This is a genomic window from Mucilaginibacter sediminis (assembly GCF_051903035.1).
Taxonomy (GTDB): Bacteria; Bacteroidota; Bacteroidia; order Sphingobacteriales; family Sphingobacteriaceae; genus Mucilaginibacter.
The window spans coordinates 183,753-205,406 of the sequence record NZ_CP170602.1; the positions used below are offsets into that span (position 1 = coordinate 183,753).

The window sequence follows — 21,654 nt, forward strand, 5'->3', positions numbered from 1 at the left end:
TTTACGGTTTTCAAGTAAAGCGGTGTACTTGCCACGACCTGCATTTAGTGCCGGACTAAATGTTTACGCGGGCCATTGGGGTTACGACCCGGCAACGACAGGCACGATGCTTTAAAGAACGGGGAATGTTCCGGAATTAGCTTCCGGGAACAAGCTGCTTATGTCATTTTTGCGATTCTTTCAACGCAACGTAAGCGGCCAGGGTAAACGGGTTCTTTCCGGCATGGTTGATTGATTTAAGGGAAAGCTCGTACTGTTTGTCGCCATAGCTGAATAACAAGGGTGTCCTGATGTCGAGTTCTCCAGACGTCTCCAGCGGATGCTCGCAGGAAAATGGTGTATTGGTGTAGCAGGCTTTGACGCGGATTGTCTGCTGGCGTCTGTCCAGGTCGAGTAAGGTAAAATATATATGCCCGACCTGTATCGCATAGCCCTTCTTAAACCATTGTACCCGGTAAAAGGTGGCGGCCGATTCTGCAGGCTTGTCCGGAACCAGGTCTATGCGTTGTTTAACAATACCGCTGATCCCTGCGCTGGCATCGGAAGCGGCCTGCAGGGACGACGGGGCGCTCTTCAGGAGGCTGTCCGCTTGTTTGCTGATGGTCAGGGCCGCTTTCTGGCCGGTGGCTGTTTTTGCGTAGGCATCATTTTGTAACCTGGCCTCTTGCTGATCACTTTGGTCTAATGCCGCCAGGCGGGCTTTCACATCCGTACGTGTGGTATCGATCGTTTTGGAATTGTTTTGTGCGGCGGCACTTTTCTTATCAATCTGGTCTGCGAATTTTCTGCTTTCTTCACATTTTTTTTCATAGTCTGCTACTGAATTGATAAAGGAAGTGTCGGCATCCGTCGGCACTTTCAACCGGCTGATCTTGCAAATGATGCCGTACTTGGCCTGCTGGCTGATCGAGTTGTCTTCCAGGTCAAGGACCAGTTCCTGTAATTTAGTTTCCTGGTCGTCGATCTTTTTAAGCCTGCGTTCCGTGCTTTTCTGAAAGTAGGTGCTGCCGAAGGTGATAATTCCGGAGAAAACGGCGATAATGAACAGGCGCAGCGTTTCCTGCCGGTAGCGTACGCGGTCGCTTTTTTGTTTTTCTTTAAAGCCTGAGATTTCCAGGGCGACCTTTAATTTGTCTAATCCGGCTTTGTCTGTCGCGAGCAGTTCCTTATCTGAGGGAATTTCCATGGGGTTTGGTTTTTGGGGCCTTATTATTTAAGCTGAATGGCCGTTGGTTAATAAAATTCAGGTCCGGTTAATGGGCATTTATCGGACCGCAGACAGAGGGTTCGGTATTGGGCCCGCGCTGAAGCTTTTTAATAGGGGCCCGGATTTCAGCCGGGCCCTGGTTAAATACCGGCGGCGTTTGCCCGTGTCCCGCCGGCATTGACGGGCGTTTGCGTTACTGCTTTTTCCTTTTTATCCCGAACTCCTGAAAGACGGTGTCCAGGCCGGAGGGGCTTAGTTCGGCGCTGTATTGCATGGCCTCCAGGGCCACGTCTGAAATTTGCCAGCCCAGGGGAAGCACGGGCCAGAACTTTTTGTTCCTGAGCTTATACGGCCGGGGCTCGATCCGGACATAGTGGTAGCCCATGGCCTTCAGGCGGCTGTTGACCAGGTCGGCCCGCCTTGCGTTGGCACCGCCCAGGTTCAGGATGCCCAGAGGCGGGCCCAGCGGTTCGTAAAAACTTTTGTCGTATACCGGGTTTTCTACTTCCGGGATGCTGTTGGGCAGTGAGAGGATATTGATGCTGATATTGGCCAGCGCCGGGTGGCCTGCCAGTAGTTTTTTCCTTACCTTTTCAAATACCCGGATGACCTGCAGGGAAGTTTCCCCTCCGGAGTTTTCAATCGTACCGCCGTCTGTGAAATGCCGGTTATGGTTCAGTTTGGCGGTCGGGCTGACATAGGGGAAACGGGCGCTCAGGAACCCGGCGGTGCTCAGGAACATGCCGCCCCGCCCGGGAATTTCCTGTTCGGGAAAGATAGCAGACGGGAAATCAAGGGTGTCCAGTAATACGGGCGCGATAATACCCTTGTTGCCGGACGGAATGTCGTAGGTGTTTGAAAACAGCAGCGGGAGCTCTGTATGGGTGGCCTTCCACATGTCGGCGATTTTAACTTTCAGGTTAATGTCGTCGTCCCATGCGTTCTTTTCCCAGTCCATCTCCATTAACCTTGCCCTGTCGGGGACACCGGACAATCCGAAACCGGAATAAACAAGGTCCCGTCCCAACAGGGCTATGATATCCGATGTGAGGTTATCCGTTCCATAAAGCCGGCGGGACGCCTGGGGATAGAAGGTGCTGTCCCCGCTGATGTTATCCAGGTGGTGGTAACGGGCGCCGGACAGTAACATGAGCCCTACGGTACCGCCCGAGGCACCTGAATAGGAAAAAGCATAATGCTGAAAACCGGGTTGGCTTGCTTTTGCGGTATCCGCCCGCATTTCCTTATCCAGCTGTCCGATAACCATGGTGGCCCATACGGCGGCCCTTATGCCCCCGCCGTAGGCGTTTACAAAATACACGGGGTATTTCCGCTGCCCCGGCCTGGTGTAGTCCGCAATCTCTTTTTCACGGCCGAGCAGCCATTTCTCCGTGTAGCTGGTTAGGGAATCCTGGGTTTTGGCGCAGCTGGTGTACCTGCCCGATGCCGTTTTGCACCGCGAGGTATCGCGCTGTACCGCGACGGCATGGTAATTGGTTATGCTGCCGGTTGCGCCCAGAAAGGCGACCGTCAATAGCAGGGTTATCCAGGTAACGCCTGTCTTTTTCCCGATAAACATCAGGTAGGAAAAAAAGAGGAGATAGCCGGCTACTGCGAAGAATACGAAGGGCATGGTATAAAAGCGCGACTTGTAGATAAAGAGGTGCAAAAATGACGGCCAGTTACAGGCGATAAAAAATAACAGGCATGCCAGGCCTGTCAGGGTAACAAAGGGCGCGACCGGCCACCGGGCAATGGCAGGGCTGCAGGTCCTTAACGTCGTGGTAATCAAAAATATGATGGAAAGGATGATCAGGTCCAAAGCAAGGTGGATGACTGCATAGGGCTGCGTATTTTCCTTGTCCATGCCCCATAGCACTATAGGAATGACCAGGACTGCCACGGTCACGGCATACCTGGTGATATGGATGCCGCCGCCCGGTTTTTTAAAAAAACGGTCAATCCAGTGGTGCTCCAGGATAATTTTGTACAGGAGGAGGATAATGGCCATGATGGCAACGGGCGGGACCCCGCTGAGCCAATAATCCATGTGGTAATTATCCATTACCTTGAGGATCCCGGTGGCAGGTACGAGAAACCCGGCAGCACCCAGCAGCCGGCTGAGGTCTACTTCTGCCTTTTTCCGGTTACCGGTGGCCGGGTCCGTCTGGAAGTCCACTGACCGGTAAAAAAACTCCGCATAATTCAGCGCGCCCGGGTATTCCAGGACTTTGGGGAGGTACCAGCACAACAGGGCGATAACAGTTGCGGAAAAGAGGAAGAGGGAGACCCCTGTCCTGCTGGCGTTTATCGACAGGAGGAGATCCTGTCCCTGGTCGCTGATATACAAAACGGCAAAGACGATGAGCAGGGTAAGGAGCATGACGCGGAAGCGCCAAAATAACTTTACGCCTTTACGCAAAAAAAACGTGGCCAGTTCCAGCCACTGTAATGCGAGGTTGGTTACGATAAATTGCCATAACAATGCGCTTGCAACAATAAACAGCACCAGCCATTTCAGACGGCCGGGATAACCGACAATGGCGGCATCGGGTAAGTTAAAATTATGGTACTGCTGCCAGAGCGTTAATATCCTGGAAGTACCCAGGTCTTCTACAACGTCCAGCAACCCGGCAATGATTGTTAAACCGGCCGCGGCAAGGTAAAATAGCCTCCATTTACGGTTATAGCGCGGGGTCCTCACCAGCCGGGATATCAGGAGCAGGAAAAAAGCCACGTAAAATGCGATAAAGGCGTAATCGGCCCGGTTTTCATTCAAAACGGTCTGTATGCCCGACACAGGTACGATATCGGGCTGGTCGTTGTCCCCGTAACTGATGATATTCTTATAGGTGGCCTGCCAATCGCTGATCATGGCATTCCTGACGGTATTATTGGTATTGATTTCCCAGTTTAAAATTCCTTTCGGGGCGTTTAAGGTCGTGACGAGGGATTTGTCCTTTTGGGTCAGTGTTCCTGTTAGCAATAGTCCGGTCACGACCAGTAAGAATAATGGCCGGAAGCCGGAGGTTATCCAGTTGCTGATTTTTTTACAGATCTTTTTCATAAAGTGGTAAGGGCAAAATTAAACGGATGAACAAATGTTTTTACGGGATGCCTGCCGTCCTGGCCTGTAACCGGGCTGTTGCTGTCAGGGCAGTGCAATACCGGCGCGCGTTATGCGCGGTCCACGGGTATCAGGTGCGAGGCATATGACTTCAGTCTGCGCTATCCTGACGTTGTCGCGGTCAGCGCTTCAGGATGACCGGTAACTCACCGGGGCAGGCGGTGTGAGCTGACGTTTATTTCACCGTTTGAAATGGAGGACCGTGATAACCGCGTGTCTGACCTGTACCGTATTGGACAATTGACGCCAATTGTACGGGATGGGAGCTTGGGCCTGAAATGGTTTTTTTGACTGGCATGTTGAAAGAGATAAAGGTTTCGGATAATTATAATCCAATGTAAGTATTTAATTACAAATAGCTTATCATTATTTAATATTTATTTTTTTGGCCGGTCAATGGAACGTTACCTGCAAAACGATGAACGAACCTTTTACTTTGTAAGACACGTTTATAATGATTTGACCTGGGACGCGGATAAAATAGATTTCGGGATTTATACCAAACAGGGTAAAGCGGCACCGCAACAGGTGGGGAAGTATAAGACCGGCGCGGATGTCTTTACATGAATGAGCTGGCGGATGTTGACCTGGAAGTGCTGAGCGGCATGATCGGGGTGGTTGTCTGGAAAAGTAAATAATGTATAATCCTGCTTTTCATGCGACAGGGCAGGTTTACCTGCGCTTTGCGCGCTGTCGCGCACCCTGCTCCGGTTCACCCGCCCTGTCCGCAGGCGCAACAGCCGCGGTTTTGGTTGCGCTTTGCCGGCGCAGGCGGCTGAAGCCGTCCCTGCGCCGACCAAAACAACGGCAGTTGCTGTTTTATCTTTTCAGGGTTGTTTAGTTGAAATGGATCTCGGCCCCGCTATAGATCAGGTAAACCCGGTCGCCGTCGATATGGTAACCGTAATCGAAGCACATCCTGAAAACTTTATCGTAATAATCGTCGTTGTATTCGCTGGTAAAGTACTTGAGGTTAACGCCGAATCCGTAGAATTCATTCAGGCCCATACTGGTTTCGTAAAGGCTATGCATATGCATCAGCTTGCTACGGTTGCTGACCAGGATATCCTGTACTTTTTTTATGGCTGCTGAATCCCGGTCGGGACTGCGCTGTCCCGGGCGGGCTTCATGAGCTGCTGCGGGCTTTGTGATGTCACCGGCACGGCGGCGGTTGTTAAAGGCGGTGCGGCAAATGTCGTTGCAGAACTTTCGGTCGCTGCGCCCGGCACCGAGCGGCAGGCCGCATTCGAGGCAGTTTTTTTGATTTTCGGTGGTGGTTTCGTCAGTCATTTTAATTTTGCCGGTCCGGATGAATCGTTTATAATCGGTTAAACAACAGTAGTTACAAGGAAATGGTTGCCGTTGTTTTCAATTTTGTGCTGTATAAATCATTAACACTATGGAAGCTGTAAAACAATCCGCCCATCCGACCCTGGCCACGGAAACCTTCAGTCATGGCAGGACGCACTATTTTATTGATATAAAAAAAGCCGCGAACGACACGCATTTCTTGCTGATCACCTCCAGTGAATCTTTCCGGAATGATCCGCAATATTACCGGCGTACGATCCGGCTCTGGGAAGAGGACCTGGCGATGTTCGTCGAAGCGCTGAGCATGGTGTTGGGCCGGCTGGCGTATGGTGACCTGGCACCGGCTGATACCATGAAGGTTGTCGCAGAGCCGAAGGGTGTAAAGGCACTTGAAGTTCCGGGGCGTCCGCGCGAAAGGCTCCATGCCTTAGGGGCGCGGGCCTTGAGCAATGCGGAATTGCTGGCGATACTTTTATGCACGGGGAGTTCGGAGTTACCGGTGCTGGACCTGTGCCGGAAGATCATGAAGTCAGTGAAAGATGATCCGGCACGGTTGTTAACCCGGACGGCGGAAGATTTTTGCAGGTTCCCCGGTGTGGGTGTTGCTAAAGCGGCAACGCTGATGGCTGCGCTTGAACTGGGCCGGCGGGCATTCCTTTCGCCACAGCTTTAAGTTTTTGAATGCAAAGGTAGCGCGGGCCCAACCTGGCTGTCAAGGGTATATAAACCGCGGTGCCCGCGGCCCTTGACACCAGGCCGTGGCCGCGCTGTTGGGCATTAAAAACTTAAAGCTATGGTTACGGAAAAGTTTGCATTGACCCTTCAGTCCCAGGCTGCTATCGACGCCTATATGGCTGAACATCACCTGATGGCCTGCGAAAAAGCAATTTTATTGGAAATCTCGGAAGCCATTTCCTGCAGGGATCTGGATAAATTAGACTGGTTCGCCGGATTTGGTGACGGCTTTCGCGCGATAACGATGAACCTGAATGAATACCGCCGGGCGCTGGAGTTTGGTTTCACCGAAATTGCATTTACGGAATATGGCTGGTTCGCCTCCCCGAAGTTCCTTGACCGCGAGGATATCAAACTGGAACAAAGCGAAATTCGTATCGGCCGCGGCCCGAATGGTATTTGGGCTTATGCTTTGAGCTGTAATTACGGCACAGCCGGGAGCAGCGGGCCGCTTTGTGTATTCTGTAAAAAATTTCATACTCGCGATGCTGCGCTTGGTGCTGCGCTGGACGATATGAAAGCGCAGATGACCAAATACCTGGGTAATTCAGATACGACGAATTACAAGCAGGATGTGTTGCAGAAAACGCTGAAGGCAATAGCTGCACTGGAAGTGCGCCGGGTGCAGCTTACTTTGTTTTAATAGCTTAGTTTTCCTGCAATAGTCGGAAAAATTGATAGGCATTAGTGCGGGGATGGTTTAGATAGCTGGTTGTTTGAATGTGGTCTAAATGTACAAACAAAAACAACGAAATGGCCAGCCGAAAACAGGCCATCCCGTTGAGTCATTCATTTTCCGGACAGCTGCTTCATTTTTTCGCTGAGCTCTTTCAGGCCAGCCTTTGTTAAACAGTCGTCGGCGAATTCTTTCAACTTCGATACATCTTCCGCCGGGACCAGCCTGATCAGATCCTGGTTGATCTCCCCTTCCTTTCCGAGGCATGCTTCTATGACGCTGTTTAAAAGGAGTACTATCTTTCGGTTTAGTTTGACATCGATTTTAACCGTCTCATTCATACCAGGGCTACATAATAAAGTTTCGTAGACTGTCCCCAACACATTGTTCGTTGCCATATGTATTTATTTTTTTAGATTAATTAATGGCCCAAAGGTCGGTTGTTGTGCTGAAACGATCCTCATTAAAATATGGGGAGGATATGTGTTGCGCAGATCAACTGAGCCAGTGTTCTTCATTTCCGGATTCAAAAGTAAAGCGCTGGATAAATTGATAATGGTGTTTAAAGATTGCAGCAAGTTGATTTTGTAAAAGATGATATACTGCCTTTTCAGAAAGCACTGCATCCAACTGGTTTTTGAGGTAGTTCAGATCTCCGTCTTTTAAAATGAAGGAGGTATCTAAAAATTGATTCAGGGGCCTGGTTTCATTTCCCTTATTATAGATAAATTCAATGAAGGGCTTTTGTAGCGACCGGAATTTACCGGTCGGCAGCGCGAGCAAAAACATGCAGACTGCATATTCGCGTTCCTGATGCTCTTTAAAATAAATGAACCCCTCGTGGGCCCGCACGATCTGGTATGAATTGACGAAACGCTTGACAGCCCTGGGATTTGCTCCGAGTACCACGGACATTGATTCGATTAGAGAAGCCTCTTTTTTGGATAACTCCAGAAAAGGGCGGGCCAATTCCCTAGCTATTTTCGGTGCCGAAAATGATGTCCCGCGAATAGAGGCGTTTGCCTGGCCGACGCCGGTTGGGGTGGATTGTCCGGTGTCGAACGGCTCTCCTACAGCGGTTTCGTCCTCCACAGCAAGGCTCGGTGCGACCAACGCGTTCAGCATCTGCTTTACTTCGTCGTCGCCGGCAGGTTTAAGGTGAAATGGCACCTGAAATATTTTTTCCAAATAATCAGCGGCATCGATCGTTTCAATTCCGGCTGATAATTCGCCGTTGGCCCTGCCGGTAAACTGGAACTGGTATTTTTTGATCAGGGCGTTTTTCACCCAGCGGGGGTCTACACCAACGACTACGACAAATAATTCAAACGCCATTAATAAATTTACTGCCTCTAAAACCTCGACCACTCTTTCTTCAGGACAGCGGTCCAGGTCATCGATATAAAGTACAATACGTTCCAGGGGCCGGTCAAACTTTTTGCGGAACTCTTTAGTCGCAGCTTCTTCAGAATGTGCCGCAAACAGCTGGCTTAAGGTTTCAAAATCGTTACGAACAATCGAAACGATACCAAGCATTTTGCGATAATCCTCACTCTTACAGCGTTTCTCTATAAAGCTGTACAATGCTTCAGTCGCCAGTGCATGTTTGATCTTGAATTTTAAACTGTTCAGAGTCGTATTTGCCTGTTGGATGAGCTGGTCCAACCCATTGATCTCATTGCGCTGTTGTTCGATGGTCAGCCGGATAGCTTTCTCTCTTTGCTCATGTTCAGACTTAACGAGATCGAGCTCCTGCTGGTAGTTGATTTTGATTTCCCAGAGCGACGAGATCAGCGGCCTCATTTTTTGGAACAGATTTTTGATCCTCACCAGCGCTGGCGAGATGATCACCAGTGCGGAAGCCAGCACCTGCAACGATGGAATGGAAAAGTCGTTTGTTTTCAGCCATCTGGTGAACCCGGTCAGAATGGCCGGAAAGAAAAAGATTAAAAATAAAGCGACTGCTACAAAGACCAGGTTTAATACTAAACGCTCTTTGTTGAAAAACTCCTTTACAAAGGCAGTTGTCGATTTTGCTTGTTTGTAGGCTTCTTCGGGGTCATTCCAGTATTTTTCCGGCACAATGTTCTTTAGGCGGTCCAAAGTCTCACCAGCAGAAATATTCTCTTTCAGCGCCTGCTCAACTTTCTCTCTTACTTTAAAGGAATCACTAACTGTCTTTAGCGCTTTACTCAGTGTATCTGTCTGGATCTTGCGGATATTATTTTCCAGGGTTTGTTTTTGCTGGTCGCGCTCACGCTGCAACTCGTCGACCTTTTCCTGAACACTGGTCAGCTGGGTCTCATACGCGGATATCTCTTCGTAGGTGATGACCAATTTTTGAGAAAGTTCTTTTTCGATGTCATCCTTGAAACGTTTAGCCCGGCTATCATTGCTGATGTAGTCATTAAGTCCTTCGAAAATGCGGCTGACAATGCTCGCCCATAAATTGGCATCGAGATATGACCAGGCGTTAAAATGAATCTGTACAATACCCTGACAATAAAGATTGTCTGCTTTGATCCTGGTTAATGCATTTATTTGTTCGATCAATCGCTGCATAAAAAAGCTTTTGCCGGAACCCCATTTTCCAAAAAGTGCGATAGCGAGCGGCGGCCGAAAGCGGCGGGCTGCTATTACTTTGGCAAATGCCATTACGTCCTGGTGTATGCCTAAATAATCGGTCTTGGTATCTGTGTCCCCGATCAGCGTGGCGATACTGGAAGGCGGGTGAGTCATATCTTCTTCCTCTAATGGCCCCCCGGCAATAAAAGACAGGTCAATATTCTTCTCCTGCAGGGCCTCCAGCATTGTCCGGATATGTTCCGCTTTCATTCTTGCGATGGTACCACGGTAACTACCAAGCTTGGGGATATCTATATTGAGGTCGCGGGCCATCCAGATGACTTCAACTTTCCGGCCATCCTTAAAATTCTCGGTAACCCAACCAATGGCTTTTACGCGGAGGTAACTTATTTTATTAGCCGAATAAGATGATTTCATCACCATCAGGTCGGTCGTGCGGAGGTCGCGGACGGTGTTTAAATACCGGTCTGCATAACCGTTCTCCCAGATGTTTTCTTTGAGAAACCGCTTGTATTGGTCTGTTCCATCCCATGTGCTGCCGACGGCAAAGAACCGGTAGTGCTGATAAGGGAAATTTATGGAAGGCGGAGTGTTCTGGATATTTTGATCCTTGATATTTCCATGACGAGTGCTTTGAGCATCCTCCTCAGATACCAGCTGATCAAAAATATGCTTATCCCGTATATAAATATTGAAGAGGCAATCTGACCTTGATTCACCCTGTAAAACCTGATCAATGGTTTGAACAACCTGTTTGGGTTTCAGTTTTGCGTCGCCTGTAGCCATTAGCGGCATAGCTATTTCCTTGATTGAATCGTCGGCCCGGCTTTGTTCTGCAATACCTTTGGCGATGTTTTGGATAACAGCTAAATTGCTTTGCCCGTCTTCAGTCGTGCAGGCAAATAAGATTCTGATAGGGCGAGGCGGTTTAACGTCTTTGCGAAAGAAAACCTCGTTCAACTCGAATACGGCGCCGATACCTTCTACCGGCAAAATTTCCGGTAAATTGATCCCCCATTCATTCAGACCCATCAAAAAATCAGGGGCTACCAGCCCTTCGGTGGAACAGGGAATAACCAGCACATCGGCTTTGGTAGAAAAAAGACTGGCTGGCCGGTAAATAACTCTTTTAGTTTCCATGATGCGGATAAGGTTTTTTAAAGATATATTTTTTTTTAGGACTAATGACCCTCATTAAAATATGGGGAGGATAGGTGAATCTCATTTGATCGCTCTACTTTTGATTTTTGATGGCGAAAGAGAAGTGTGCGATGGATATGACGAACGAAGTATTTTCGCTTTCCCGGCTGCGGGAGTTAGACCTGGTTTATCTTTTGGAGATGCTGGGCCATGAGCCTGTTGCGCGAAAGAAGAATGATACCGATTACTGGTACTTATCACCCCTCCGCGAAGAAAGGACGGCGAGTTTTCATGTGGATAAGCTAGCCAATGAATGGTATGATTTCGGTCTGATGGCCGGGGGGAATCCGGTCGACTTTTTATTGCGCCGGCACGGGTGTTCCGTGGTTGAATTGCTGGAACGTATGAATGTTTCTTTTTTTCCTCACCAGCTGTCTGTTTTTGAGCCGGGTGAGCAGCAAGCACGGACCGTCAAGGAAGCCAAATTAGTGGTTACGAATGAGCGCGCATTGTACGCTTATCCGCTCAAAAATTACCTGCATGAGCGGTCGATACCGGTGGCTGTGGCGGATGCTTTTTGTAAGGAGGTCTATTATCTGGTTGGCGGACGGACTTACTATGGTATCGGCTTTCAAAATGATGCCGGGGGCTGGGAGATCCGCAATAAAAATTTCAAGCAAAGCAGCGCGCCGAAGGATATTACCTGCCTGGGTTCGGGCACTGGTTCGGTGCATGTTTTTGAGGGTTTTATGGACTTCCTTTCTTATGTGACGTTGCATCCTTACGAAGACCAGCGACCGGTCGATTATGTGGTATTGAATGGCGCGGGTCTGTTTGACCGGGCGCTGCCTTTTTTGGAACAGCATGCCGTGGTACACCTCTGGCTGGACCGGGATGTAACGGGATTGGCTTACCGGGATTATGCACTTTCACTGGGTAGCCGCTATCGGGATGAAAGCGGTTTGTACGGCGCTTATAAAGATTTGAATGACTGGCTTCGGCATAGGGGAGAGGTGAAAAAGCCGGTTTTACGGCCAGGTGGGGGCCTGCGGACAGCAGGTTGAGTTTGGGTTTTATGCCTTTTAGTTTTGGCGTTTTTTGGCTGTCGTCAGACAGCCGGGAGATCGCCGGTTTTGCGATCGGCAAGATGTACAATTGTTTAACAACAATTGAAATCTTGCCGCCCCCCTCCGAAGTCGGGGGCGGTTAGGGACCCGGATTTGGATGTATGCTTTAGGGGTGGGTGAGCTATTTGATTTGTGTGATTTGATTTGTGTGATTTGGATTTTGTGCGGAGGATTGGTGATGGAGGAAAAAGATACGGGTAGGAAGCGGATCATCGGGTTACGCCTGACGGGAGATGAATATCGCGAACTGGAAATGAACTGGAAGCGGTCAACGGTGCGCAAGCTGAGCGAATATGTGCGGCGGTTAATATTCGGCAGGTCGTTTACGGTGTTTACGCGTGATCAGTCGAAAGATGAATTGCTGGCGGAAATGGCTTTGCTGCGGCGGGAGCTGAACGCGATCGGGGTGAATTTTAACCAGGCCGTGCACCGCCTGAATATGCTCGACCATTCGCCCCAGATGCAGGAATGGCTGCGGCGTTTTGAGCGGGACAGGGAACGCTTTTTTGCAGCGGTGGAAAGTATTCAAAGCCGTTTAAAATTATTGTCTTCGGCATGGTTGCGGTGATCCATCAATCGACCAGCCTGCGCAATATATTGAACTATAATGAGCAGAAGGTAAAGGCAGGTTTGGCGGCCTGCCTGGAGGCGGGTTATTACCCGGCGGAAGCGGCTGATCTGAACTTTCACCAGAAGCTGCGGCGGTTGGAGATGTTGACGGAATTGAACCAGCGGACGAAGTATAACAGTGTGCACGTCTCGCTGAATTTTGACCCCTCCGAAAAGCTGCCGGACGATTTGCTGAAAGAGATTGCGGAAGACTATTTGGATAAGCTTGGCTTTCCGGGGCAGCCTTATTTATTATACCGGCACGAGGATGCGGGGCACCCGCATCTGCACATCGTTACCACGAACATTATGCCCGATGGCAAGGCGATTCACCTGCACAACCTGGGCAAGCGTAAATCGGAACCGGCGCGTAAGGAAATTGAAATTAAATATGGTTTGATCAAGGCCGGGGAAAGCAAGTTACAGCGGGCTTATAAGCTGAAGCCTGTGAATGCAGCAAGGGTGCTTTATGGTAAATCGGAGACCAAACGAGCCATCGGTAACGTGCTGCAAACGGTATTGCCTTTATACAAATATGCTTCTCTTGCAGAATTGAATGCGGTGCTGCGGCAGTATAATATTATCGCTGACCGGGGGGAAGAAAGCTCGCGCATATTCAGGCACAGCGGCCTGGTTTACCGGGTGCTGGATGAAAAGGGAAAAAAGGTTGGGGTGCCGATTAAAGCCAGCTTATTTTTTAAGGACACGACCTTGAAATTTCTGGAGGGCAAGTTTGAAGTCAATAAGCGGGCAAAGGATGATCCTAAAACAAAGCTGCGGTTGAGAAATGCGATAGACCTGTATTTCCTCGGGCGCGATAAAAGCCTGGAAGGTTTAGTGGCAGCTTTGAAAAAACAGGGTGTAGATACCGTATTGCGCCGGAATGAGGACGGCTTGCTTTATGGTATTACCTACGTTGATCATCAAAGCAAATGTGTTTTTAACGGCAGTAATTTAGGCAAAGCTTACAGTGCTGGTGCTTTCCGGGAACGCTGCGGGAACACGGGGCCGGGTGAGGGGAAAAAACAAAACGGCGAGGCGGAAAAAATGGGTCAGGACGGCTATGCAAACGGGGTTAAAGGGCGTGATTTTTCACCGGATTTTGCAGGTACCGGAGCGGGGAATGTTAGTGGTCTTGGATCAGTTGAAATACTGCTGGATACGGGCGGTGCCCGACAGGTGATGGACTGGGAACTGAAGCGGAAACGAAAGAAGAAAAAGCGGCTGCGGCTGTCGCCGGGTTAAGTTCACTGTTGATTTCTTGGGGTTTTTTATTGCCCCATTTTTCTGGCTTCGGAGAGAGGGCTTAGCTATTGCTGTGCATGGTTTTTCAGCGTTGGGCTGACCGGATGATGAGGGGTTTTGTGTGAATGATGTAGTGTGGACGGTTAAAGAAGTCTCCCCTTCCGGGGGAGATTTAGAGGGGGGAATTTATGCAGACGGGAGAGAACGATCAGGCGATGCGCAAGATCCTGGATATGACCAGGATGATCAGCATAGCCGTATTGCTGCTGCATTTTTATGAGACATGTTACGGGGCTTTCGCCGGCTGGCACTGGGTCTCGGCGCTGACGGACCGCTTACTGGCCAATATTGTACGGACGGGGCTGTTCAGTCCCTTTCTAAAACCCAAGCTGATCGCGCTGGTTTTTCTGGCCATCGCGCTCATCGGGGTGCAGGGCAAAAAAGATGAAAAGCAGACGGCCAAGTCCGCTTTGCTGTACCTGGTCACCGGTCTCTTTTTTTTCGGGACCAGCTATTTTTTCTTGTTGCTGCCGCTGAAAATGGAATGGGTAGCGCTGCTATATATGGGGGTGACATCTTTGGGCTACCTGCTGATGATGAGCGGCGGCACCATGCTGTCCCGCATCATCCGGGATAAACTGTCAGGCGACATCTTCAACCGCGACCAGGAGACTTTTCCGCAGGAGGAACGGCTGCTGGAAAACGAATACTCGGTGAACCTGCCGGTGAAATATATACTGAAGGGTAAAGAACGCCATGGCTGGATCAATTTTATCAATTTATTCCGCGCGCTGCTCGTGTTGGGTAGTCCGGGCTCGGGTAAGAGCTACTTCATTATCCGGCATGTGATTACCCAGCATATCCGCAAGGGTTTTGCGATGTTCGTTTACGATTTCAAAATGCCGGACCTGGCGGTGATCGCCTATAACACCTGGCTGAAATATAAAGGTGGTTATAAAGTCGAGCCTAAGTTTTTTTCGATCAATTTCGATGACCTGTCGCGGAGCAGCCGCTGTAATCCTTTAGATCCTTCTGCTTTACTGGACCTGACCGATGCGGTGGAATCGGCGCGAACGATCCTCCTGGGCCTGAACCGCGAGTGGATCAAAAAACAAGGTGATTTTTTCGTCGAATCCCCGATCAACTTTTTAACGGCGATCATCTGGTACCTGCGTAAATACAATGACGGCGAGTTCTGTACGCTGCCGCATGTCATCGAGCTGATGCAGGCGGATTATGACAGCCTGTTCACGCTGCTAAGCACGCAAAAAGAAATCGATGTACTGATCAATCCTTTTATCAGTGCCTACAAGCGGGATGCGGTTGAACAGTTGGAGGGGCAGATCGCCTCAGCCAAGATCACGATGGCGCGCATTGCCTCACCGCAGTTATATTATGTGTTATCAGGTAATGAGTTCACACTGGATATCAATAACCCAAAGGAACCGAAGGTCGTCTGCATGGGAAACAACCCGCAAAAGATACAGATCTATGGCGCTGTACTATCGCTGTTCACAAACCGGCTTTTGAAGATCATTAATCAAAAGGATAAGCTGAAATGCAGCCTGGTATTTGACGAGTTCCCGACCCTGACGACGGACATCATACCCACAATTTCCACGGGCAGATCCAATTTAATTTCGACTTGTCTGGGCATACAGGATGCCAGCCAGTTGCGTAAGGATTACGGGCGCGAGCAGGCGGATGTGATCATGAATATAACCGGTAACATGGCGGTGGGGCAGGTATCCGGAGATACGGCAAAGAGCGTTTCGGAAAAGATCGGCCGGATCATGCAGGACAGGGAAAGTCTCTCCATTAACCGCAGCGATACCTCAATCAGCCGCTCGAAACAATTAGAAGCAGCCGTGCCGCCTTCCCGTATCTCCGCTTTAAGTTCAGGTGAATTCGTTGGTATGGTAGCGGATAACCCGGATTGTAAGATTGCATTAAAAGCGTTTCATTGCGAGGTTATAAATGACCATGCGGCGCTGAAAATAGAGATCGATGGATATGTGCCGCTGCCGGAGGTCAGGAAGATCACCGGTGCTATTGTCGGGCGGAATTATTTGCAGATCAAACAGGATGTCAGGGATATTATTGAGATGGAAATGGAGCGGTTACTAAGTGATCCGGCCTTAGCACATCTGGTAATTAGAAAAAACTGAAAACTACTGGTCCTGGCATAGATATGACCGGATGTTCATTTGGTCTGCCTTGTACTTTTCAAGCCAGGAAACAATTGCCTTTTGCAATGACTTTGAGCATTCCACGAGGTTTTCAAAGCTTTCAAAGGCAAAAGCTGACGGGGCCCGCAATCTTGCCCGGGCATTGGCAGGTTTTGAAAGTCGGTCTCTTCAAATGTTTTCGAATTGGTCACGATAATTAATTCTCCTTCTGTCTGTTCCCTGATCATATCGCCGTTGTTAAACGAATGAAATTTAGATAGCTCGTTGGCAATGGAAATTGGGATGAATGGATTTGTGATATGTTTTTTGATATCCGGAATTTGATTACTGGTCCGGCTGAATGCTACGGGCTTATCAAAAAATGTTGCAGGATGTTTACCGTTTCGGGATTTTTGATTTCAAAGATATTGGTAGTATAATCACTGCTGGATGATCCACTATTTGAAAATGAGGTGAACCTGACCAGCTCGGGGATACTGGTCAGGTAATTCCTGGAGTCTGGAAAAGAATAGGGGTAAAAGGCATCGCCCCGCGGTAAAGTGACAACTCGGGGACTGCCACCGATTCCTGGCCATGCCCCTTCGAGGTTAGCGATTATCCGCATCAGACCAGGCGATGCCAATGCTTAAGAGCTCTTTCGGGTTCGAAATAACTGCTATCTCGCGCCGGGTAAGGAGGCTGCCCGGTGCTTGCCTGCAGATTGGTGATCTTTGACGGATTCGCGTTGTTTGATAACTTTCTTTGCCCTTCATTTGTTATAAAAAAATTTGCAGGGGAATGAACGTGCTCATCACCAGGACTGTCGCCGAATAGCACCGGTTAACTCCCGGCCTTTCCGATTGGCGGATAAGTTGATACGGGGCTGGAATTACCTGCCTTTTTTTGGGGCTATAGTTGTTCTTTGCCGAATTTTACCGGACTTTTTTTCTTTCACTTTTTGCGCAAGATACACGGTATATGCGGGCGGGCCCGTCTCATTTTCCCAGTTAGACGGTTCAATAAGGCGCAGGATATCGATTTGGAAGAATTTGGCGATCTGATTAAGCATTTGCAGCTCAGGTTGATGGATATTCCTGCACCACCTTGAAATGGTATTAAGATTAACGCCCAGGTAAGTTGACAGGTCCTTTTGGCTGAAGCTCAGTTCAGCGAGTACAATGTTTAGCCTGTTAAGACGAGGTCTGTCCATTCGTTAAAGTAAAATGCAAATATATACATTGATAATTAATTGAAATTCAGTTATTTATATTCGTTTAATGTATATTAATATATATTAGATGTATGTTTATACACATTAAATGTATATAAATTTGCTTCTGTTGAAATTAACGCCTATTTTTGAACCGGGATAACGGGGCTGGTTACCTAAAAGGTATTTGAAATTGAAGTAATTACATGATGACAACTGTTAAGAAAAAAAGACCCCTGGCCATCTCCTATTTTATTGGTGTCGATGTTTCCAAGAATAAACTTGACTATGCGGTGATGTATGGCCGGGACTTGATGTTTCATAAGGTAGGGGCTAATGAACCGGCCGCCATTGAAGAACTTATCGGTGAATTGAAGTCCATTGCAGGCTTCCGGTTATCCAGGGCGCTATTCTGCATGGAAAAAACCGGTTTTTATAGTAACCACTTGCTTGACGTTTTAAAAAAGCTGAAAACCAACGTTTTTTTAGAACACCCGCTGCGGATCAGGCGTTCCATGGGGCTTGTGCGCGGGAAGGATGATAAAATAGATGCCATCCGGATCGCAGTTTATGCGCAGCGGCATAAAGATTTGGTAAAATTATGGGTGCCGAGACGAGGAGAATTACAGATGCTGATGAATTTATTTACCATCAGGGAACGAATGCTGGGGATATCCGTATCCGTCAACACGCCCCTGCAGGAACAATCAGCTTTTTTTAGCAGGCAAATGCATGATAAGAGCGAACAGCTTTGCGTAAATACCATTGAGGCGATTAAAACCGATCTTGAACAGCTCAATCGTTTCATGTTAAAACTGATCGAGGAAGATGCAAGATTGAAAAGATTGACGGAGCTGATCACCTCTGTAACCGGTATCGGCTTCGTGACGGCAGTGCAAATGATCATTGTTACTAACGAATTCACGGATATCACCAATCCAAAGAAGTTCGCTTGTTACGCAGGGGTTGCACCGTTTAAAAACGAATCAGGAACTGTAAAAAGCAGGGGTAGGGTATCGCATTTAGCTAATAAGAAGATGAAAAGCCTTTTACATATCTGTGCAACTATAGCGGTTCGTTGGGATAAAGAACTTAAAGCTTATTATGAACGGAAGACAAAGGTGGAAAAAAAGCACCGGATGTTGGTGCTCAATGCGGTTAGAAATAAGTTGATACTCCGGGTCTTTGTCTGTGTAAACCAGGACAGGTGCTATCAAAAAGATTATATACGGCCGGTTGGTGTGACGGAGGATGAAGTAACTGCTGATCAGCAGGCCCTGTTAAGTAATTGATAAAGTAAATCAAAAAATGGCATAGGGCCGGGCCCCGGAACGGATGTAATGACGTTTGGGATAAAGGCAGCGGGAAGTTTTAAAACATGGACCAGGTAAGACTTATGCAATGACTCAAGTCCCGCCTGCCCTTCCCGGCATTGCTGATGATTGTAGTCGGATGAAGAAACAACAGCAGGACGAATTAGTGCCATGGCCAGGGTTGCCCTACAACATGAACTGAATCCCTGCTGTTTTTATTTATACAGGCGAATAAGCATCTTTTTTACACCGATCATGCCTGCCACGCCCCGGTAACCGGAAAAAGTAAATTATCATGCTGTTGCTATAAAAGACTATGACAACGTAAAAACAGGTTGCGATATTGAATTGCGAAAATAATCACCTGATAAGGCGTTTACATACGGGCGCAACGACAGGCGTTCTTTGATATCGAGAGGCGAAAGCTAGCATAAACGTCAGGGAATAGGCGGAAAATAACGCACTGATGATGGTGCCTGGCGCGAATATAAAAAGGCTGCTAATGAACGCCTGACTGTTTAGCCCCGGAAGCCGGCCAGGGACAGACAGGTATGCCTGCCTCGCGTGGCGAAGCATAGACATGCGGCTGATCAGCCGGCTATGTTAAGTAATTGACAGGAAAGATCATTTTGATGGGGCTTTTCGGAACAGGCAAACGATATGGAGGCAAAATCAGCGGGGAGCTTTAAAATATGGACCAGATAAGATTTATCATGTGACTAAAAAACCCGTTGGCCTTTGCCTGCATGTTGGCAAAGGCCAACGGGCATTGTAAAAAACACGGTTAAGATACCGCATTGGGTAAAAGTTCCTGAAAAGACGTTTGCGCACCGATGCGACAATGAGATTCTTGGCTATTCAAAAGCCGGAGCTTAGCATAAACTTCAGGCAATAGTGGTAAAAGTGATACGGATGACCGTGCCGGAATCGGGCCGAAATAAACGGATGATTAAGGACATGCCTGTCAAACAAGTAACCGTAGCATGGAAAGAATAGATGCGCGCCCGGTCGGTGTTGCCGGGAATGTAAATGCGGCTGAGCAGCAGGGCACGTTAAATAATTGAAAAGAAAAATCAACAAATGGGATTGGCCTGCCTTCGGGAATATATGGAAAGATATTGGTAAAGGCAGCGGGAAGCTTTAAAATATGGACCAGATAAGATTTAGGCGGTGACAGAGACCCCGCTGACCTTTTCCTCGATACATTGATTGCATTGGATTGAACAAATGGCAGCAGGCCGGATCAGTGCTTTAGAGGTAGTTCACAGTCCTGGAAGGGAACCCCTGCTGCTTTTTTGCGCTTTTAGTAATCATTCCTTCGCTTTATTTTTTTTGAGGGACGTCTAACCACAATTCGTAGTTAAGCTGTGAATACTCATCAGGATCGATAACCATCTTTTTAGGACAAATAGCGCAGTGCCTTTCAGTTCTGTTTTTATGGTAAACCATTGATGAAAGCCGAATGTACATCTTGTAATGATCATGTTCTTGACATTGGAATGGAGGGCCTGCAGCCCCTGCTAATATTTATGCGGGCCCGTTCTTTCCCTGTTTAAATATAGCTTTTTAATAAAAGAACCGCCTGCATAAGACTGGCTATATATGGAATTGGTTATTTAGCTGAATACAGTACATATTTGTCACTCAGCATGTCCATACGAAAACCTTTATAACCCGGGAAACATTTGCGGATGATGTTTGATTTTGGTCCCATGTAACTTGCCGGGAGCATGATAAAGATGGGACCGGCATGGCCATAATGTACATAGTCATCAAACGCAATTTTTACATCGGGGCCAATGGGGTCTAATATGACGTAGCGGTTATGGTTTATCTCCAGGCCCAGGTCGGGGCTGATAAATACAAAAATAGCATCGGTGTTTTTCCGGTCGAGTTCCATAATCTGGTCTAACGATTGCTGATCGATAAACAGCTGCGCTATACCCGATGTTCCCCTGGCATTTTTGGTTGCATTTTGATAATAGCTGGGGGCAAAATACCTGATACTTAAAGCAGTAATAAACAGGCACATCAAACCAAAACCAATTTTAACAGGCTGCTTACTTAAACTTACCAGGTAAACAATGCCCGGCGTTATCAGCAAGCCTATGATCCGCAAATGCCTTCCCTCGTATGAGATATTGGCCTGCTTTAAAAAGCTATACCCAAAAAACAATATGGATACCGAATAAAAAACGGCAAGCAGCAGCGTGTAATTTTTTTCAGGAAAAACCCTAACAATACGTATTACTAAAATTACGCTTAATACCGCGGCCAATATCAAAACCACTAACGACCATAACGGATTAAGTATGGGGGTATTGCTATGTGTAATGAGGCCGTTTAATATATCATCTAAAGAAAAGCCCGTCAATATCGGCGAAGCTAAAGGAAAACTTAATGCTTCCCAGCTAAATTTAAACCCAAATGATATGCCGGCCGGGTTTGCCCCTTTTGACATATATTGAAAATAAATTACAGCAAATGATAGCGTGGCGGGAATACCAATCCAGATGCCATTTTTAATCCAATCAAGTACTGCTGTTTTATTTTTAGAAAGGCTGATCCACAGGTAGATACACCCGGCGCCGTACATCCACAAAAAAGATGATTTACAGAAGAACCCTATCCAGCCGGATAGCAGCAAAAATAAGGCAAGCTTCCAGTTGGCGTTGTCGAAGCTAACACAACCATACAAAAACCAGCCCAGGAAGCCGAAAAGTAAAACCTCGCCACCATTATAAAATACATAAGGTACAAAAAAAGCCTGCTGAGTAACTATAATCAGCACGCTTATAGCTGCCAAAAGCTTTGCAAAGCCCACCTTTTTAAAAAAGGCATACAGCCCGGCTATACCTAACAAACCGGATACAGCAGTAGTAATGGCCGCTGCGCGCCCATCGTTAACACCAGGCAATGATTTAAAAAAGTACGGAACCAGATATTGCCCCGGCGACCACCACGATAAAAACTCGCTATAGTTTTTGCTGATATCAGCAGGGTCTGGCTTGTTTGTAATATTAAAAGCCCCGCCTGCCTGCATTTTATGCATCACCTGTAAACCCCAGGCCGGATCCGGAAAAATGGCTGCCGGGGCTATAAATATCATTATTCCTAAAATGAGCACAAACAAGCTTAATGCTATCAGTATAATTTTATGCGTTTGAGATTGCTGTGCGATCATATATAGGGGGTTGTTT

15 protein-coding genes are annotated in these 21,654 nt (G+C 48.0%); 7 read left to right on the plus strand and 8 right to left on the minus strand.

The genetic code is table 11. From position 1 onward, the window contains the following. Positions 1-163 precede the first annotated feature (163 nt). The 4 genes from ACFGVS_RS00735 to ACFGVS_RS00750 all read right to left on the minus strand — a co-directional run bounded on the left by ACFGVS_RS00735 (position 164) and on the right by ACFGVS_RS00750 (position 5,624). Positions 164-1,186 (minus strand): hypothetical protein, encoded by a 1,023-nt coding sequence (locus tag ACFGVS_RS00735; protein ID WP_439697035.1) that lies wholly within the window; start codon positions 1,184-1,186, stop codon positions 164-166. A gap of 214 nt (positions 1,187-1,400) precedes the next feature. After that, the gene (locus tag ACFGVS_RS00740) at positions 1,401-4,274 is read right to left on the minus strand and encodes a hypothetical protein (protein WP_439697036.1); all 2,874 of its coding nucleotides are present in this window, start codon (positions 4,272-4,274) and stop codon (positions 1,401-1,403) included. A 554-nt stretch (positions 4,275-4,828) separates the two neighbouring features. Beyond that, on the minus strand, positions 4,829-5,071 hold the full coding sequence (locus tag ACFGVS_RS00745) for a hypothetical protein (RefSeq protein ID WP_439697037.1): 243 nt from the start codon (positions 5,069-5,071) through the stop codon (positions 4,829-4,831). Positions 5,072-5,171: 100 nt separating this feature from the next. Continuing rightward, positions 5,172-5,624 carry a hypothetical protein gene (locus tag ACFGVS_RS00750; protein ID WP_439697038.1) on the minus strand — a complete coding sequence of 151 codons (453 nt, stop codon included), beginning with the start codon at positions 5,622-5,624 and terminating at the stop codon, positions 5,172-5,174. A 109-nt stretch (positions 5,625-5,733) separates the two neighbouring features. On the opposite strand from ACFGVS_RS00750, the gene ACFGVS_RS00755 reads away from it, so the two are divergent. Beyond that, positions 5,734-6,318 carry a UPF0758 domain-containing protein gene (locus ACFGVS_RS00755; RefSeq protein WP_439697039.1) on the plus strand — a complete coding sequence of 195 codons (585 nt, stop codon included), beginning with the start codon at positions 5,734-5,736 and terminating at the stop codon, positions 6,316-6,318. 120 nt (positions 6,319-6,438) lie between these two features. Continuing rightward, a complete protein-coding gene (locus tag ACFGVS_RS00760) occupies positions 6,439-7,023 on the plus strand; it encodes a hypothetical protein (protein WP_439697040.1) in 585 nt (194 codons plus the stop codon). Between the two features lie 146 nt (positions 7,024-7,169). Here the strand turns inward: ACFGVS_RS00760 and ACFGVS_RS00765 are convergent, their stop codons facing one another. Further along, the gene (locus ACFGVS_RS00765) at positions 7,170-7,454 is read right to left on the minus strand and encodes a hypothetical protein (RefSeq protein WP_439697041.1); all 285 of its coding nucleotides are present in this window, start codon (positions 7,452-7,454) and stop codon (positions 7,170-7,172) included. A 97-nt stretch (positions 7,455-7,551) separates the two neighbouring features. Further along, positions 7,552-10,782 (minus strand): P-loop NTPase fold protein, encoded by a 3,231-nt coding sequence (locus ACFGVS_RS00770; RefSeq protein ID WP_439697042.1) that lies wholly within the window; start codon positions 10,780-10,782, stop codon positions 7,552-7,554. A gap of 110 nt (positions 10,783-10,892) precedes the next feature. On the opposite strand from ACFGVS_RS00770, the gene ACFGVS_RS00775 reads away from it, so the two are divergent. The 4 genes from ACFGVS_RS00775 (at position 10,893) to mobC (ending at position 15,931) form a co-directional block, all read left to right on the plus strand. Further along, positions 10,893-11,846, plus strand: a complete 954-nt coding sequence (locus tag ACFGVS_RS00775; protein ID WP_439697043.1) for a toprim domain-containing protein — start codon at positions 10,893-10,895, stop codon at positions 11,844-11,846. A gap of 241 nt (positions 11,847-12,087) precedes the next feature. Beyond that, positions 12,088-12,477 carry a plasmid mobilization protein gene (locus tag ACFGVS_RS00780; protein WP_439697044.1) on the plus strand — a complete coding sequence of 130 codons (390 nt, stop codon included), beginning with the start codon at positions 12,088-12,090 and terminating at the stop codon, positions 12,475-12,477. Next, positions 12,465-13,763 carry a relaxase/mobilization nuclease domain-containing protein gene (locus ACFGVS_RS00785; RefSeq protein WP_439697045.1) on the plus strand — a complete coding sequence of 433 codons (1,299 nt, stop codon included), beginning with the start codon at positions 12,465-12,467 and terminating at the stop codon, positions 13,761-13,763. Before ACFGVS_RS00780 ends, ACFGVS_RS00785 begins: the two co-directional genes overlap by 13 nt. Positions 13,764-13,951: 188 nt before the next feature. After that, on the plus strand, positions 13,952-15,931 hold the full coding sequence (gene mobC / locus ACFGVS_RS00790; protein WP_439697046.1) for a conjugal transfer protein MobC: 1,980 nt from the start codon (positions 13,952-13,954) through the stop codon (positions 15,929-15,931). Positions 15,932-16,820: 889 nt separating this feature from the next. Here mobC and ACFGVS_RS00795 read toward each other — a convergent pair. After that, positions 16,821-17,141 carry a helix-turn-helix transcriptional regulator gene (locus ACFGVS_RS00795; protein WP_439697047.1) on the minus strand — a complete coding sequence of 107 codons (321 nt, stop codon included), beginning with the start codon at positions 17,139-17,141 and terminating at the stop codon, positions 16,821-16,823. Between the two features lie 206 nt (positions 17,142-17,347). Here ACFGVS_RS00795 and ACFGVS_RS00800 point away from each other — a divergent pair, with 206 nt between their 5' ends. Beyond that, the gene (locus ACFGVS_RS00800) at positions 17,348-18,433 is read left to right on the plus strand and encodes an IS110 family transposase (protein ID WP_439697048.1); all 1,086 of its coding nucleotides are present in this window, start codon (positions 17,348-17,350) and stop codon (positions 18,431-18,433) included. Between the two features lie 1,633 nt (positions 18,434-20,066). On the opposite strand, the gene ACFGVS_RS00805 is transcribed toward ACFGVS_RS00800, so the two are convergent. After that, positions 20,067-21,638, minus strand: a complete 1,572-nt coding sequence (locus ACFGVS_RS00805; protein ID WP_439697049.1) for a hypothetical protein — start codon at positions 21,636-21,638, stop codon at positions 20,067-20,069. Positions 21,639-21,654 lie beyond the last annotated feature (16 nt).

What these genes read in the sequence shown, in the direction of transcription:
- ACFGVS_RS00805 (WP_439697049.1), bottom strand. Translation starts at nt 21,638, where the DNA reads ATGATCGCACAGCAATCTCAAACGCATAAAATTATACTGATAGCATTA.
- ACFGVS_RS00735 (WP_439697035.1), bottom strand. Translation starts at nt 1,186, where the DNA reads ATGGAAATTCCCTCAGATAAGGAACTGCTCGCGACAGACAAAGCCGGA.
- ACFGVS_RS00755 (WP_439697039.1), top strand. Translation starts at nt 5,734, where the DNA reads ATGGAAGCTGTAAAACAATCCGCCCATCCGACCCTGGCCACGGAAACC.
- ACFGVS_RS00750 (WP_439697038.1), bottom strand. Translation starts at nt 5,624, where the DNA reads ATGACTGACGAAACCACCACCGAAAATCAAAAAAACTGCCTCGAATGC.
- ACFGVS_RS00780 (WP_439697044.1), top strand. Translation starts at nt 12,088, where the DNA reads ATGGAGGAAAAAGATACGGGTAGGAAGCGGATCATCGGGTTACGCCTG.
- ACFGVS_RS00775 (WP_439697043.1), top strand. Translation starts at nt 10,893, where the DNA reads ATGGCGAAAGAGAAGTGTGCGATGGATATGACGAACGAAGTATTTTCG.
- ACFGVS_RS00760 (WP_439697040.1), top strand. Translation starts at nt 6,439, where the DNA reads ATGGTTACGGAAAAGTTTGCATTGACCCTTCAGTCCCAGGCTGCTATC.
- ACFGVS_RS00795 (WP_439697047.1), bottom strand. Translation starts at nt 17,141, where the DNA reads ATGGACAGACCTCGTCTTAACAGGCTAAACATTGTACTCGCTGAACTG.
- mobC (WP_439697046.1), top strand. Translation starts at nt 13,952, where the DNA reads ATGCAGACGGGAGAGAACGATCAGGCGATGCGCAAGATCCTGGATATG.
- ACFGVS_RS00740 (WP_439697036.1), bottom strand. Translation starts at nt 4,274, where the DNA reads ATGAAAAAGATCTGTAAAAAAATCAGCAACTGGATAACCTCCGGCTTC.
- ACFGVS_RS00765 (WP_439697041.1), bottom strand. Translation starts at nt 7,454, where the DNA reads ATGGCAACGAACAATGTGTTGGGGACAGTCTACGAAACTTTATTATGT.
- ACFGVS_RS00785 (WP_439697045.1), top strand. Translation starts at nt 12,465, where the DNA reads ATGGTTGCGGTGATCCATCAATCGACCAGCCTGCGCAATATATTGAAC.
- ACFGVS_RS00770 (WP_439697042.1), bottom strand. Translation starts at nt 10,782, where the DNA reads ATGGAAACTAAAAGAGTTATTTACCGGCCAGCCAGTCTTTTTTCTACC.
- ACFGVS_RS00800 (WP_439697048.1), top strand. Translation starts at nt 17,348, where the DNA reads ATGATGACAACTGTTAAGAAAAAAAGACCCCTGGCCATCTCCTATTTT.